This is a genomic window from Kitasatospora sp. NBC_01539, assembly GCF_045040525.1.
Taxonomy (GTDB): domain Bacteria; phylum Actinomycetota; class Actinomycetes; order Streptomycetales; family Streptomycetaceae; genus Kitasatospora.
Window position 1 is genome coordinate 4683304 of the sequence record NZ_CP109390.1, and the last position, 15492, is coordinate 4698795.

General features: G+C 69.6%; 12 protein-coding genes, 1 tRNA gene and 1 other RNA gene. 11 read left to right on the top strand and 3 right to left on the bottom strand.

The features are described 5' to 3' along the window. Positions 1–190: 190 nt before the first annotated feature. The gene (locus OG335_RS20300; RefSeq protein ID WP_405012541.1) at positions 191–1573 is read left to right on the top strand and encodes a Tat pathway signal protein; all 1383 of its coding nucleotides are present in this window, start codon (positions 191–193) and stop codon (positions 1571–1573) included. Between the two features lie 13 nt (positions 1574–1586). After that, a complete protein-coding gene (locus OG335_RS20305; protein ID WP_405012542.1) occupies positions 1587–2078 on the top strand; it encodes a TrmO family methyltransferase in 492 nt (163 codons plus the stop codon). Positions 2079–2845: 767 nt separating this feature from the next. On the opposite strand, the gene OG335_RS20310 is transcribed toward OG335_RS20305, so the two are convergent. Then, complete coding sequence (locus OG335_RS20310) at positions 2846–4408, bottom strand: DnaB-like helicase N-terminal domain-containing protein (protein ID WP_405012543.1); 1563 nt, start codon at positions 4406–4408, stop codon at positions 2846–2848. 256 nt (positions 4409–4664) lie between these two features. On the opposite strand from OG335_RS20310, the gene OG335_RS20315 reads away from it, so the two are divergent. From OG335_RS20315 to OG335_RS20325, 3 genes are all read left to right on the top strand, one after another. Continuing rightward, on the top strand, positions 4665–5186 hold the full coding sequence (locus tag OG335_RS20315) for a helix-turn-helix domain-containing protein (protein ID WP_405012544.1): 522 nt from the start codon (positions 4665–4667) through the stop codon (positions 5184–5186). A 336-nt stretch (positions 5187–5522) separates the two neighbouring features. Next, positions 5523–5822 carry a helix-turn-helix domain-containing protein gene (locus OG335_RS20320; RefSeq protein ID WP_405012545.1) on the top strand — a complete coding sequence of 100 codons (300 nt, stop codon included), beginning with the start codon at positions 5523–5525 and terminating at the stop codon, positions 5820–5822. Between the two features lie 10 nt (positions 5823–5832). Continuing rightward, positions 5833–7065 carry a tyrosine-type recombinase/integrase gene (locus OG335_RS20325; protein WP_405012546.1) on the top strand — a complete coding sequence of 411 codons (1233 nt, stop codon included), beginning with the start codon at positions 5833–5835 and terminating at the stop codon, positions 7063–7065. Between the two features lie 1454 nt (positions 7066–8519). Here OG335_RS20325 and OG335_RS20330 read toward each other — a convergent pair. Together OG335_RS20330 and OG335_RS20335 are read right to left on the bottom strand one after the other, a co-directional pair. Further along, positions 8520–9320 carry an HNH endonuclease gene (locus OG335_RS20330; RefSeq protein ID WP_405012547.1) on the bottom strand — a complete coding sequence of 267 codons (801 nt, stop codon included), beginning with the start codon at positions 9318–9320 and terminating at the stop codon, positions 8520–8522. 199 nt (positions 9321–9519) lie between these two features. Beyond that, positions 9520–9604, bottom strand: a tRNA-Ser gene (locus tag OG335_RS20335). Positions 9605–9736: 132 nt separating this feature from the next. Here OG335_RS20335 and ffs point away from each other — a divergent pair. The 6 genes from ffs to OG335_RS20365 all read left to right on the top strand — a co-directional run bounded on the left by ffs (position 9737) and on the right by OG335_RS20365 (position 15441). Further along, positions 9737–9827, top strand: an RNA gene (gene ffs, locus OG335_RS20340) — signal recognition particle sRNA small type. Between the two features lie 96 nt (positions 9828–9923). Continuing rightward, the gene (locus OG335_RS20345) at positions 9924–12107 is read left to right on the top strand and encodes a DNA polymerase III subunit gamma and tau (protein WP_405012548.1); all 2184 of its coding nucleotides are present in this window, start codon (positions 9924–9926) and stop codon (positions 12105–12107) included. 44 nt (positions 12108–12151) lie between these two features. Continuing rightward, positions 12152–12514: a YbaB/EbfC family nucleoid-associated protein gene (locus OG335_RS20350; protein WP_405015462.1), complete on the top strand. Its 363-nt coding sequence runs from the start codon at positions 12152–12154 to the stop codon at positions 12512–12514. 175 nt (positions 12515–12689) lie between these two features. After that, complete coding sequence (recR, locus tag OG335_RS20355) at positions 12690–13289, top strand: recombination mediator RecR (protein ID WP_405012549.1); 600 nt, start codon at positions 12690–12692, stop codon at positions 13287–13289. Continuing rightward, positions 13282–13923 carry a DUF5063 domain-containing protein gene (locus tag OG335_RS20360; RefSeq protein ID WP_405012550.1) on the top strand — a complete coding sequence of 214 codons (642 nt, stop codon included), beginning with the start codon at positions 13282–13284 and terminating at the stop codon, positions 13921–13923. Before recR ends, OG335_RS20360 begins: the two co-directional genes overlap by 8 nt. Positions 13924–14160: 237 nt before the next feature. Next, complete coding sequence (locus OG335_RS20365; protein WP_405012551.1) at positions 14161–15441, top strand: aspartate kinase; 1281 nt, start codon at positions 14161–14163, stop codon at positions 15439–15441. Positions 15442–15492: the final 51 nt, after the last annotated feature.

Here is a 15492-nt window from a genome sequence, read left to right on the forward strand (position 1 = left end):
CGGGGCGGATCTCGATGCCGGACATGGCTGGAGCCGCCGCAGGCCGCCGCTCCGCAGGGATCCAGGACCCGAATCGGCCCCACCCGGCGAGCGGCATGCAGTTAGTGAACCGCCTAATCGCTACTGGGAGTACGGTGTTGGGCACGCTATGCGGTTTAAGCGGTTTAACGGCCCGTCAGGGAGGTGCGCTTTGGCGCCGACGAGGGAACCGAACGAGCGGTTGCGGAAGGTCATCGGCGAGACGAAGCTCTCCGGCGATGCAATCGCGCGCCTGGTCAGGCGGGTCGCAGCTGAGCATGACGAGCTCTTGGAGACCAACAAGTCGAGCATCACGCACTGGAAGAACGGCGGTCAGCCGGCCGGGAACGTCGGTGCCTTCCTGGCCGAGGCGTTGGGCCGCGCGCTCGGCGGACGGGTCGTGACGCTGGAGGAGATCGGCCTGATCGCGCCCGCACCTCAAAAACCCGACTGGGACGCGGATACGCTGAGCGCGCTGGCCGAACTCGGGAGAGCCGACGTGGACGTGGAACGCAGGCGGGCCCTGGGGGTGGCGGTCTACTCGGTGGCTGCGCTCTCCCTGCCCGGCGAAGACTGGTGGCAGCGCATGGCCGAACGGGGCAGTGCGCGTAGCTCTGCTGCAACCCGGCGGGTCGGCCCTGGCGACCTCGCAGCCGTCCGCGACATGACCACCCTATTCTCCCAAGTGGACCAACGGCGAGGCGGTGGTCACGCCTGGACGTCCGTGGTGCAGTACCTGGCGACCGACGTCACCGCTTACCTGCGGGGTAAGTTCACCGACGAGCGTGTTCGCCGTGATCTCTTCTCCGCAGCCAGCGAACTCGCCTACCTGGCGGGTTGGATGGCGTTCGACGGCGGCCAACACGCGACAGCGCAGCGGTACTTCGCTGAGGCGGTGAAGCTCGCGGCCGAGGCCGGTGATCCGCCGATGGCCGCTCACGTGCTGCGGGCCATGGCGCACCAGGCCATCGACCTCGGACACCACCAGCAGGCTCTCAACCTTGCCGCCGCCTCCGTCGACGGCGACCGATACGCGCTCGCCTCCCCACGGGAGCGGGCTCTCCTCGGCGTCGTCCACGCCCGGAGCCTGGCCGCCGCCGGACGTAAGAACGCCGCCGCCAAGGCACTGCTGCGGGCCGAGGACGACCTGTCCGCCGCGAGCGACGACATCGCTGAGCCGGACCGGGTGTTCTTCTTCGGTGAGGCGAGCCTGGCTCACGAGACCGCTTGCGCCCTGCGCGACATAGGAGACCTCGACGGCTCGGTGCGCGAGTTCCACCACAGCGTCCGCACCCGCAAGGCGACGAAGTTCACCCGCACCCACGCTGTGACGCTGGGATATCTCGGCTCCGTGTACGCGCAGATGAACAACATCGATCGGGCCTGTGCCACCTGGTCGCAGGCGCTCGACGCCATGGATGGCGTTCGATCCGGCCGCACCCGCCAGGCTGCCGCCGACATGCGCACCCTGCTCTCCCCCTACCGGCGGCGCGGTACCGCGGCGATCAGCGAGATCGACGCACGCGCTGCCGCATACCTGTCCGAAACAGCCTGATGAGGAGTCACTGATGGCAGACCGTGAGACGTTCGAGGTCGAGGCCCTCGGCCACGTGGTCGGCGGCCGGATCGAACCGACAGACGACTTCTGGGGCGGCACCCGGGCGATCATCCGGCTGGACGGATCCCTCTTCACCGCCGATGCGACCAAGGGGCTTGAGGACTTCTCGCACCTGGAGATCGTCTTCCGTTTCCACCTCACCGACCCGACCGACCTGAACCTCGGAGCCCGCCGGCCTCGGGACAACCCAGAGTGGCCGGAGGTCGGGATCTTCGGGCACCGCAACATGCGGCGCCTGAACTGGCTCGGAGTCTCACGCTGCCGTTTGATCAAGGTCGACGGCCTGGACCTCCACGTCGAGGACCTCGACGCTGTCGACGGCACGCCGGTCCTGGACGTGAAGCCGTGGTTCGGTGAGATGGGCCCTCGCGGAGAGCAGCGCCAGGCCGAGTGGACGACTGTCATGCTCCGCGACTACTTCGCGCCCGCAGCCAAGGACTGAGGGCAGACCGTAATTGTCCGATGGCGAGCATCGGTGGCTCCATGCCTCCCCGCTGCCGCCGGTTGGGGGCTTGCTCTCGCACCCCTGGGCGAGGGCAAGTGCGGTGGCGGGCCGTAGGACCGTCCAATGCGACAACTTGCTCCGCCAGGAGCGGGGCCGGGGGTAAGGAGTCCTTACCCCACAACTTGCTCCGGCTTCCGGTGGTCTGATCAGGATTCGGATCACGGTGATCTCTTGTTGCTGGGCCCATCTGGTCACAGCGGGCAGTGGCTTGGAGTCTCCTCGAAGGCGGGCGTTCACGGTGGGGCGTACACGCGAGCCCCCTTCTAAAGGGGGGCTCGCGCGTGAACGCTGGGTCGCGTGGACGGCGTGTACGCCTCCGTGATCGCTCTACCTGCGGTTTCCTCCCTCGACGTGGACGGTGTGAACGGCTTTCGCCGGGACCTTCGCGGAGGGGTGCGTGTACGGCCCCGTGAACGATCCGCGCCTGGTTGTCGGTGCCCGGTGGGGCTGGTGATCCGCTCACTGACCGGGCGCCCGGTGGCCCTTGGTGGGTGCCGTCCGTTGGTCGTCCGACGGTCCGGTCAGCAGGTCAGCAGGTCAGCAGGTCGGCGGGCTGCTGGCCTGCGTGGCACTCCGGTCAGTTCGGCCGGTCGGAGTGACCGGCTGACCGGAGCCTCGGTCACTGGGGTCGGTCAGTACGACGGACTGGCCGGGGGCGCGGTCACTGCGTTGCCCGCCGGTCAGTCCGGTCACCGTGGTGGCGGTTACGAGACGGCGGTGATGTGCCGGGCGGAGGGGCGGTAGCGGGCCTGCTGGCCGCCTCCGGTGCCTCCGGCGCTGCCGTCGGTCTTGACCGCGAGCCCGCTCTTGACCAGGCGGTCCAGGTGGCGGCGGGCCTTCTCGATGTCGGCGCGGTCGGGGTTGGCCTCGCCGGTCAGGGCGGTCGCCAGGTCACGGGTGGTCAGGCCGTCCGGGGCGGCGCGCAGGATGGTGACGGGGTCGAGGGTGGGCTCGACGTAGGTGGTGCCGCGCTGGTGGTCGTGGATGACCGGGAGGGGGCCGATCTCGCCGGTCACGGTCTTGAGGTGGTGGATGGTGACCGCCGGGTCGCCGGCCTCTCCGGCGATGAACAGGACACTGCCCGCTCCGGCGGTCAGCCACGTCGAGCCATACACCCGGTCCAGGGTGGGTCGCATCCCTCGTGGGGCGTCGGCTGCGGCCTTGCGCTGGTGGTGGAGCTCCATGATCTCGACGCCCGCGCGCAGGGCGCGCATGCGGGCGTTGTTGAAAGCGACGGCCAGGGAGTCGTCCACGAGGGTGCTGACCGCGTCCTTGAGGCTGTCGATGACGATGGTGTCGGCGCGGTGGGCGGCGGCGAGTTCGGCGAGGAGGTCGGGTTCCTTGTCGAGGGTGGCGGGGAGCGGTCCCTGCCACACCGCAAGCCGGTCGCGCAGGTGGGCCTCGTCGGCGGGGGTGATGCGGCGGGCCATGGCGCGGGCGATCTGCTGGGGGCGGTCCATGGCGAGGTAGAGGACGCGTTCTCCCTGGGCGACGGGCAGGTCGAGGACGGAGCGTTGCAGGCCGAGGCGGGCGAGGACGACCTGGTGGGCGATGGTGGTCTTGCCGACGCCGGGTGCGCCGACGATCATCAGGCTTTCGCCGGAGGCCCAGGCGGTCTGTTCGGGGGTGCCCCACAGGGGTTCCTTGTCCGCGCCGGTCTTGGTGACGAAGTCCCAGCCGTTGACGATGTAGCGGGACAGGCGGCTGCTGCCGGAGGCCAGGGCGCGCTCGCGCTCGGCACGGATCTCCGTCTCGATGGCTGTGCGGATTTCGTCCGGGTCGGCACCTGGGGTCAGCGCGTGGTGGACGGTGCGGATGCCGGTGGTGTGCAGGGTACGCAGTTGGGCGTCGCGGCGCACGATCTGCGCGTAGTAGTCGGCGTTGTCCGTTGAGGGCGGCGCGACGGTGACCAGCGTGTGGAGGTAGGACGAGCCCCCGACGCGGGAGAGATCTCCCTTGCACTGCAGGTGGTCCGCGAGGGCGATGGGGTCGGTCGGGGCGTCCTCGGCGCGCAGGGCGAGGATCGCGCGCCAGATGGTCTCGTGGGCGGGCCGGTAGAAGTCGCCCGCGTCCAGCGTGCCCCGGACCTGATCCACCGCTTGGTGCTTCAGCATGCAGGCGCCGAGGACCGCCTGTTCGGCGTCGATGTTGTGCGGCGGTTCCCCGGAGGTGGTGTCGACGAGCGCGGGGTGGGGCTCCGACGCGCGGTGTTCCCGTCGCCGGTCGTGGGATGACGGTCCCGGCGGCGGGGCCGTAGGCTTGTCCACAGCGGTGTCCTCACTCGGAGGATTCGGGCGGCTACCCGGTTCCTCCGTTGTCGACTGTTCCAGGGATGGGCGGTTTTCGAGGTTCTGCGTTTGGCCCTCGGCGTTCGTAGCGTCGGGGGCCTTTTGCGTTGTGGTGCCGGGCGGCTGGCCCGGCTGGCCGATGCAGCTCGGCTCAGTTGCGTTTCATCTTGCATCACGTTAACGTCGTGCTCGACGCATTGCAAATGGGCTTGATGACGATGCATGGAGGGTTGACGTGGCTGACGAGGACCGGCGACAACGGCTGGAGGGGGAGGAGAACGTTGCCCGGCGCATCAAGATGGAGCGCGAGGCGCGCGGGTGGAGCACTGCCACGCTCGCCGAGCGCCTGACCGAGGCCGGCTACCCGCTCAACCAGTCGGCGGTGTGGCGCATCGAGAGCGGCGAACCACGCCGCAGGGTCAACCTGGACGAGGCCATCGGCTTCGCCAAGGTCTTCGACATCTCCCTGGACAACCTGGTCGGACCACCCGAGATCGCCGCGAACGCCCACGTGAAACGGCTGCTGGCCGACTTCGCCGAGAGCTGGCAGAAGTCCGTTGCCGCCCGCAAGGACATGGACCGGGCCCGTGAGGCGCTCGACGCCTACGGACGCGCCCACCCGAACCTCGAAGAGCTCATCAGAGCGATGATCACCCGAGTCGTGGCGGACGCGGCCGGTGACGACTACCGCTCGCCGAAGTTCCCGTCCGGCTCGCCCGAGGCGAAGGGTCTTGCCGACCCGGGAACCGAGGCATAGCCAGAGCATCCGAGGGCAGGCCCCGGCTGCCAGAGGGCACCTGTTGCACTCAGCTGGTTCCGCACGTCAGTCCTGTCGCCGATCCGATGATGACCGGCATCATGCCGGGCCCCGGGCGGTTTGGTGCGGCCGGAATCTCCGGCTAACGTCCCGTCCCGCCGGTCCGACCACGGGCTTTGCCAGCCCGTGAACCCTCGACCAGCCATACCCCCCGCAGCCCCTCGGCGCTACGAACGCCGGGGGTCGTCACGCGGACCCGAACAACTCAAATCGCCCATCCCTGGAACATCGACAACGGCGGCGCATAGCCGAAAGCGCCGTCGGGAGAGGACACCCATGTCCGAAACTCCGTTGGAGCTCTCCCGAGTGGCTCACGCCCTCGGCACCACCGAACACCTGCACCTCCGCCTGATCGCTGATCAGAACGGCCCTGCAGTTGACCCAACACTGGTCGCGCTCACCGTCGAGGAGGCCGCCCGCCGGCTCGGTATCGGGCGCACGAAGATGTACGAGTTCGTCGTCTCCGGCGAGATCCCCTCCGTGAAGATCGGCAGCCTCCGCCGGATACCCGCTGAGGCGGTGGGAGCGTTCCTCACCAAGCGCCTCAGCGCTGCCGACCTCGCCACTGCGGCCTGAGGGGCGCGAGATGGCAACTTCACGTCAGCCCAACGGCGCCTCGTCCATTTACCAGGCCAAGGACGGCCGTTGGCACGGCTACGTCACCGTCGGCGTCAAGGACGACGGTCGTCCCGATCGCCGTCACGTCACTCGCAAGACCCGGGCCGACGTCACCAAGGCGGTTCGCGAGCTGGAACGGCAGCGCGACTCCGGCGCGGTGCGCAAGGCCGGCCAGACGTGGACGGTCAAGACCTGGCTCACCCACTGGGTTGAGAACATCGCCGCTCCGTACGTCTCCGAGAACACGATCGACGGCTACCGCGTCGCCGTGTACCACCACCTCATCCCCGGCCTCGGCGCTCACCGATTGGAGAAGTTGGAGCCGGAACACCTGGAACGCTTCTACAAGAAGATGCGGGACAACGGCAGTGCCGCCGGCACCGCTCACCAGGTCCACCGCACGGTGCGCGCGGCGCTCAACGAGGCGAAGCGCCGTCGGCACATCACCGAGAACCCGGCGACGGTCGCAAAGGCCCCGCGGTTGGAGGAAGAGGAAGTCGAGCCGTACTCGGTCGAGGAGGTGCAGCGGCTCCTTCTCGAAGCGGAGCGGCAGCGGAACACCGCCCGGTGGGTGATCGCCCTGGCCCTGGGTCTTCGGCAGGGCGAGGTGCTGGGCCTGCAGTGGACCGACGTGGACTTCGAGGCCAGCGTCATCCGGGTGCGGCGTGGCCGGTTGCGGCCCCGCTACCAGCACGGCTGCGGTGACCGCTGCGGGCGTAAGCCGGGCTACTGCCCGCAGAAGATCAGCATCCGTCGCGAGACCAAGGACACCAAGTCCCGGGCGGGTAGGCGCCCGATCGGTGTCCCCGACGAGTTGATGACGCAGCTTGCGCGGCACAAGGTCGAGCAGGACCGTGAGCGGCGGCTCGCCCGCGACCTGTGGGAGGAGAAGGGGTACGTCTTCACGTCTCCGACTGGCCAGCCGCTGAACCCCAACACCGATTACCACCGGTGGAAAGACCTCCTGAAGGCGGCGAACGTCCGCGATGGGCGGCTTCACGATGCCCGGCACACTGCCGCGACCGTCCTGCTTATCCTGGGCGTCCCCGACGCGGTCGTCGACGCGATCATGGGGTGGGAGCCCGGCAAGTCCGCACGGATGCGTCGGCGGTACCAGCACCTGACGGGTCCTGTCCTCAAGGACACCGCCAACAAGATCGGCGGCTTGCTCTGGTCCGGTGTCTCCGGGACCACTGAATAGAGCCGACCGAAGCGGATCCGTGCCCTTGGCTGATGTCCAGTCGAGGGCACGGCCCCGGTTTAAGGTCCGTTTGGCGCTATCGCAGACCGCGCGGCGTGGTCGCTGACGCGGAGTTGTCGCTCCCGCCGGGGCCTGTCGCCGGGATGTCGCCTGCCAGGTCAGCTGACCCAGATGCCGTCGGGCGAGATCCGGCGTGCGAGGCGCCGGCCGGCGGCGCTGACGGGGGTTGACCACGACACATCGGTGGTCTGGCACCCGGAGTCATCGGCGAGGGTCTGTACGAGCGTCGCGCCAACGCCCTTTCGCGGTAGGAGTCTGCGACCCAGATCAGGTCGATGCACGGACGTAGGGTGTCGTCCTGATCGCCGTACTCCGACTCGTCGAGCAGATCCCAGCGGCGGTGCTCGCTGACGTCGTGGGTCGCGAGGTAGCCGATGACGTATCCGTTGGCCTGCAGCAGGTATGCGCGCACGTTGTCCGGGGTCTGCTCAGGCTCACCAAGGTGAGTCCACGAGTTGACGTCGTAGTGGTTCTCCCTCTGTGGCATCCGCCCCACCCGGTGAGCCAGCCTCCGCCAGGCGATGGGCGATTCGGTGGTCACCACCGCTAGGTCGCTCCACCACTCCAAGTTCCTGGGCGCCTGAACGCCGATCACCCACATCGCATGGTGGGCGGCGTGTTCATTCCCGCCGTCCTCAGGGGCTCGCAGGGTCATTCCGCAGGGGCATTGGCCGCCACTCGGCGCCTGGACATGGCGGAACTGGACAGGGGCCGCTCGGTGACTGAGGTTCTGCCCTCTGCCACCCACCCATGGCCGCTCAGGCGCGTCCTCCGGTTCAACGTATCCGGTCCATCGGTCCACCCAGCCGGGGTGCTGCTCGGGAAACAGCTCCCGCTTCTGCTTTTCGGCGAGCGGCAGTGTCGGGCGAATCCACACACTGGCCAGGGTTGCCCGGCCGTTGAGGCGTACTCCGTGCTGCTTGGCCTTGCCACGCAGAAACCGCAGAAACACGCCAGGTGGTGCGGAAAGTCGACGCCGCGGACCAGCTCCCGCTCGCCGGGGGCGAGCCAGTCCTCGATGGGAAGTGCCAGTCGGTTCGCGAGGGCGTGAAGTCCGATGTAGTCGTGCCTGAGCTCGGCACCGCGCAGTGCTTCGACAGCAGCTCCGACATGAGCGAACGGAACAGTCAGGCTGACCCAGCTTGGTCCGCTGCTCCACGAGAGCATGCCGAGGTACCCGTCGTACCGGAGTCGATCGACAGATGAGTTCTGCGCCCTGGTGACGGCCTCCGAGTAGGCGGCGGGCAGTTCCGGGGAGTCTCCCCGCCGCTTCGCGGCATCGACGTACCCGTCGCGGTCGAGCTCGACGGTGACGTACCAACGGTGGGCCCGGATATTGATCTTCCGAGAGCTGGAGGCGTGTCGATCAGCGTCGAGGTAGATCCTTCGCTCAGTCATGCGCGCTGCTCCTCGTCATGTACTCCCGCGCTGGGTTGCTTGCTGGGATAGGGCCTGCCGTTCTCGTCCGTGATCGTGGCGAGCAACGCTGGCTGGACCTCGACGCGGAGCATGGGCCAAGCCATGCCCTCCTGGCCGGAGCCGTCGATCAAGAGCATGTGGCGTACGAAGGCGCCCACCAGGAAGTTGTGCTCGGCGAGCTTGCTCAGGTAGCTCTGCAACACCTTCTCGGCGTCGCGGTTCTCGCGCACACTGTGAAGATCAGCTGCGATGTCGTAGTAGTCCTGGACCAAGCCCAGGAACTCCAGGATGAGGTCTTCATCCTCTTCAGGGAGACCGTCTGGCAGCGCGTACTCGAAGGTGACGCTGGACTTGATCATGTTCCACAGCGGGTTGCCGCGGGTGATCAGCTTCAGGATCCGAGGCTGTGGGAACCCGGGGTCGGGCACCAACTTCAGCCGACCTGGCGTTGCCTCGCCGAGCGAGCGCACCCACGCGGCGTGCTTGGCTTTGATCTCGAGCAGCCGATCCACCGTGAAGTGACCTGGCTGGTCATCGATCTGTTTGTGGTGCTTGCTGCACAGCAGGACCAGGTTCGTATGGCTGTCGATGGATGCGTCGTCCAGCAAGCCGGCTCTCGGTCCGCCCTTCGAGCGGGCGACTATGTGGGCCTCCTCGCCGAAGACCGAGGGGTCGTCGCAGTCAGTCCCGGGTGTCACCACCTGCGCCCGGCAGATCGCGCACCTGCCGCCTGCTTCACCCCAGATGATCTTGCGGGTCTTTTCGGACACGGCCATGGATTGCACCCTGCCAGAGGAGCAGTGCCCAGCGGGCGCGAATCCGATGGCTCGGCCAGAGAGGCCGTCAGCCGGATGCGGTTGTGTAGCCGCCCGATCCGGTGGATCCCGGCAACTGCAACCAAAACTGCAACCACGGAACGACGAAGGACCCGGCCGCAGTGCGGTCGGGTCCTTCGTTTGCCCTGGCGGGCGGGTGCGGAGGATACGAGATTCGAACTCGTGAGGGGTTGCCCCCAACACGCTTTCCAAGCGTGCGCCCTAGGCCTCTAGGCGAATCCTCCGTGGGAGAGCTTAGTACATGTCGAGGGGTGCTCGCGAACCGCTATCCCGGAGGTGTCCGCAGGTGGCTGCCTGCGGATCGGAGACCGGGGTGGGTGGCTGGCTGTGGGTCCGGGATCCGCTACTCTTGGGGCAGCCCCTCGTGCGGCGCTATCTCTCTGAACTCCCCCAGGGCCGGAAGGCAGCAAGGGTAGGAGGGCTCTGGTGGGTGCACGAGGGGTCCTTGCGTTCCCGGGGCCGGGTGCGGTCGGGCGGGTGCGTCGGGCGGGTCCGGTGGGCGGGGCGCCGCGTTTGTCGGCCGGTGCCGATAACCTCGGTGGCGTGTCCCTAGCCCTGTACCGCCGCTATCGCCCCGAGACCTTCGCGGAGGTCATCGGGCAGGAGCACGTGACCGCCCCGCTCCAGCAGGCCCTGCGCAACAACCGGGTCAATCACGCCTACCTCTTCAGCGGGCCGCGCGGCTGCGGCAAGACGACGAGTGCCCGCATCCTGGCGCGCTGTCTGAACTGTGCGGAGGGCCCGACGCCGACGCCGTGCGGCGAGTGCCAGTCGTGCCGCGACCTGGCTACGGGCGGCCCGGGTTCGATCGACGTGATCGAGATCGACGCCGCCTCGCACGGCGGTGTGGACGACGCCCGTGAGCTGCGGGAGCGCGCGTTCTTCGCGCCGGTGCACAGCCGGTACAAGATCTTCATCCTGGACGAGGCGCACATGGTGACCTCGGCCGGCTTCAACGCGCTGCTGAAGGTGGTGGAGGAGCCGCCGGAGCACCTGAAGTTCATCTTCGCCACGACGGAGCCGGAGAAGGTGATCGGGACGATCCGCTCCCGCACCCACCACTACCCGTTCCGTCTGGTGCCGCCCGGGACGCTGCGCGACTACCTCGCCGAGGTCTGCGGCCGCGAGGGCATCCGGGTCGAGGACTCGGTGTTCCCGCTGGTGGTGCGGGCGGGTGCCGGTTCGGTGCGTGACTCGATGTCGGTGATGGACCAGCTGCTGGCCGGCGCGGACGAGGGCGGCGTGACCTACCCGATGGCGACCTCGTTGCTCGGGTACACCGACTCGGCGCTGCTGGACGAGGTGGTGGACGCGTTCGCGGCGCAGGACGGCGCCACGGTCTTCCAGGTGATCGACCGTGTCGTGGAGGGCGGCCACGATCCCCGGCGTTTCGTGGCGGACCTGCTGGAGCGGCTGCGCGACCTGGTGATCCTGGCCACCGTGCCGGACGCGGGGGAGAAGGGCCTGCTCGACGCCCCGGCCGACCGGGTCGCGATCATGCAGGCGCAGGCGGACGGTTTCGGTGCGGCCGAGCTGAGCCGCGCCGCGGACCTCGTGAACACCGGCCTGACGGAGATGCGCGGCAACGCCGCGCCGCGGCTCCAGCTGGAGCTGATCTGTGCCCGGGTGATGCTGCCGGGCGCGTACAGCGACGAACTCTCGCTGCAGGCGCGGCTCGACAAGCTGGAGCGGCGCGCGGCGGCGGGCGGTTTCGCCGCGGCCGGGCCGGGCGCTCCGGCGGCACCTGCCATGGCCCCGGCCCCGGTCGCCCAGGCCCCCACGTACTCGGCCCCCGCTGTGGAGGCGCCCCCGGCGGCTCCCGCGTACCCGGCTCCCGCGTACCCGGCCCCTGCGGCCTCGCCCGCAGCAGCCTCCACGGCCTCCGCAGCCGCCCCCGCTCCGGCACCTGCGGCGGCCCCGGGCGCGTGGCCGATCCCGCGCAGTTTCCCCGCTCCGGGCGGCGCCGAGGCGTCCGCGCCCGCCGCCGGACCGGCCCCCACTCCCGTCCAGCCCGCTGCCCCCGCTCCGGTGGCCGCGGTCGCTGCGCCTCCCGTCCCCGTGGCGGCGTCGCCGGGCGGCGCGCAGCCGTCCGCGGCGGCCCAGCAGGGGGCCGTGCAGGTCCGGCAGATGTGGCCGCAGATCCTGGAGGCGGTGAAGAACCGCCGGCGCTTCACCTGGATCCTGCTCAGCCAGAACGGCCAGGTCGCCGGGTTCGACGGCAGTGTGCTGCAGGTGTCGTTCATCAACGCGGGCGCCCGCGACAGCTTCGTCGGCAGCAACAGTGAGGACGTGCTGCGGCAGGCGCTCGCCGACGCCCTCGGGGTCGACTGGCGGGTCGAGTGCATCGTCGACCCGTCCGGCGGTCCGGCGGCGGCTCCGGCCGCGCCCGCGCCGTCGGGCGGCGGCTGGGGTGCTCCGCAGGCTTCCCGTCCGGCGCCCGCCGCGGCTCCGGCGTACCAGGCTCCGGCCGCCCCGCCGGTGCAGCAGCCCGCGTCGGCGCAGCCGCAGCGTCCGGCGGGGCCGGGCTCCGCGGCGCAGCCCGTGCAGGCCGCTCCGGCGCCGGTTGCCGCGCCGTACCAGCCTCCGCAACCTCCGCCGGTGGCTCCGGAGGACGACGTGCCGGAGGACGACGATCCCGACCTCACGGAGGAGGCGTTCTCCGGTCAGGAGCTGATCATCCGCGAGCTGGGGGCGACGGTGCTGGAGGAGATCCACCACAACGGCTGACCCGGTGTGGCGTCCGGTGCCGCCGCGTAGGCTCGGTGGCGACGATGTCGTGCACAGGCAGGAGTAGAGCCGTGTTCCCTGGTGGCCAGCCCAACATGCAGCAGCTGCTGAAGCAGGCGCAGAAGATGCAGGAGGAGCTCGGCAAGGCTCAGAAGGAGCTGGCCGAGACCAAGGTGTCGGGTTCGGCCGGCGGTGGTCTGGTCGAGGCGACGGTGACCGGCGCCGGCGAGCTGGTCGCGCTGACGATCGCGCCCGCGGCGGTTGACCCGGAGGACACCGAGACGCTGGCCGACCTGGTGCTGGCCGCGGTGCGCGACGCCAACGCGGCGGCGCAGAAGATGCAGGCCGAGCGGATGGGCCCGCTGACGCAGGGCCTCGGCGGCAGCATCCCGGGGCTTCCGTTCTGACGCTGCCGACGGGTGGCGGGACGCAGCGTAGCCGTCGGGGCCGGAGCTGTGTGATTTATGGGTGAGTCGGGCGCCGGACGGTGTGTCCGGGCCCCGATTCGTTGGATGATGGCCCCGGGCGTCGGCCCCGGGGCACTGGGCTCCGGGCCGCGGCCCGGCCGAAGGAAGGCGTGACGTGTACGAGGGCGTGGTTCAGGACCTGATCGACGAACTGGGCAGGCTGCCCGGCGTCGGGCCCAAGAGCGCGCAGCGGATCGCCTTCCACGTCCTGCAGGCCGACCCGGTGGACGTCCGGCGGCTGGCGCACACGTTGATGCAGGTGAAGGAGCGGGTGCGGTTCTGCGCGGTCTGCGGCAACGTCGCGGAGGCCGAGCAGTGCCGGGTCTGCCTGGATCCGCGGCGCGATCTCGCGGTGATCTGCGTGGTCGAGGAGCCGAAGGACGTCGTGGCGGTCGAGCGGACGCGGGAGTTCCGTGGCCGGTACCACGTGCTGGGCGGCGCGATCAGCCCGATCGAGGGCGTCGGTCCGGACGATCTGCGGGTCCGCGAGCTCATGATGCGGCTCGCCGACGGCACGGTCACCGAGCTGATCCTGGCCACCGACCCCAATCTGGAGGGGGAGGCGACCGCGACCTATCTGGCCCGGCTCTGCAAGCCGATGGGCCTGAAGGTGACCCGGCTGGCGAGCGGTCTGCCCGTCGGCGGGGATCTGGAGTACGCCGACGAGGTCACCCTCGGCCGGGCCTTCGAAGGGAGACGACTGCTCGATGTCTGACCACAGTGACACCACCCGTACCAGCGAGCCCGACGACTTCGCTGTGCAGATCGCCGACTCGGTGGAGAGCTTCGTGCTCGCCGTGACCGAGGTGGCGAAGGGCGACGAGCCCGGCAGTGCGATCTCGCTGCTGCTGCTGGAGGTCTCGCAGCTGCTGCTGGCCGGCGGCCGCCTGGGGGCCGTCGACGACGTGCTGCCGGAGGACCGCTTCGAGCCGGACACCGGTCCGGAGCCGGACGGTGTCGAGCTGCGGGAGCGCCTGGCGGAGCTGCTGGCGCCGATCGACGTCTACCACGAGGTCTTCGACCCGTACGGGCCGCCGGAGAAGCCGAGCGCCTTCCGGATCTCGGACGACCTGGCGGGTGTGGTGGCCGAGCTGCGGCACGGGCTGGTGCACTACCGCGAGGGCCGGATCAGCGAGGCGCTGTGGTGGTGGCAGTTCTCGTACCTGTCCAACTGGGGTTCGACGTGCACGGCGGTGCTGCGCGCGCTGCAGTCGCTGATCGCGCACGTGCGGCTGGACAGCCCGATCGGGGCGGCGGTGGACGGCGCGGACACCGACGACGACGGTCTGACCGACGAGCAGCTGGGGCAGCAGGCGGGCGACCTGATGGCCGCCGAGCTGGGGCTGTGACGAAGGATTCACCAGATCTGCACAACGTGAAATCCGGGACCGGGTCGACCCCGGTCCCGGATTTTCTTCTGGCGTCCGCCGGTCCGCCCGCAGACCTGCCCGTTCCGGCTGCTCACCAGGCGATACGGTCGTCTCATCATATGGAGAGGGTCTGGCGGCGCGGCCGTGCTCGATAGACTGACGGTGACCGCACAAGGGGGCCACCACCCCCGAAACGACACAAGTCGAGGAGCGCACGTGGGCCTTGTCGTGCAGAAGTACGGCGGCTCATCCGTTGCGGATGCCGAGGGCATCAAGCGCGTCGCCCGACGGATCGTCGACACCAGGAAGGCCGGCCATGAGGTCGTCGTCGTGGTGTCCGCGATGGGAGACACGACGGACGAGCTCATCGAACTCGCGGAACAGGTGACCCCTATTCCGTCCGGCCGTGAGTTCGACATGCTGCTGACCGCTGGAGAGCGCATCTCCATGGCCCTGCTGGCCATGGCGATCCGAACGCTGGGCTTCGACGCCCAGTCCTTCACGGGCAGCCAGGCCGGGGTCATCACCGACTCCACCCACAACCGGGCGCGCATCATCGACGTCACGCCCGGCCGCATCCGCAACGCCCTCGACGAGGGCAACATCGCGATCGTGGCCGGATTCCAGGGCGTGTCGCAGGTCAGCAAGGACATCACCACCCTGGGCCGCGGCGGCTCCGACACCACGGCCGTCGCCCTGGCGGCGGCGCTCGGCGCCGAGGTCTGCGAGATCTACACCGACGTGGACGGCGTGTTCACCGCCGACCCGCGCGTGGTGAAGAAGGCCCGCAAGATCGACTGGATCGCCTTCGAGGACATGCTGGAGCTGGCGTCGTCCGGCTCCAAGGTGCTCCTCGACCGCTGTGTCGAGTACGCGCGCCGCTACAACATCCCGATCCACGTCCGCTCGTCGTTCTCCGGCCTGCCGGGGACTATCGTGAGCGGCGTCAACCCCAACAAGCCCGAAGGGGGCGAGATGGAGCAGGCCATCATCTCCGGAGTCGCCCACGACACGTCGGAGGCCAAGATCACGGTCGTCGGCGTGCCGGACAAGCCGGGCGAGGCGGCCCGCATCTTCCGCGCCATCGCGGACGCCGAGGTCAACATCGACATGGTGGTGCAGAACGTCTCCACCGCGTCGACCGGCCTCACCGACATCTCCTTCACCCTGCCGAAGGCGGACGGCCAGAAGGCCATCGACGCCCTCGGCCGGGTCAAGGACGGCATCGGCTACGAGTCGCTGCGCTACGACGACGCCATCGGCAAGCTCTCGCTGGTCGGCGCCGGCATGCGCTCCAACCCGGGCGTCACCGCGACGTTCTTCGAGGCGCTCTCCGAGGCGGGGGTCAACATCGAGCTGATCTCGACCTCCGAGATCCGCATCTCGGTCGTCACCCGCTCCGAGGACATCCCGGAGGCCGTGCGCGCCGTGCACACCGCCTTCGGCCTCGACACGGACACCGACGAGGCCGTCGTCTACGGCGGCACCGGCCGCTGACGCGGCACCGGGTGGGCCGGACCGAACCGCCGTACGGCGGTTCGGTCCGGC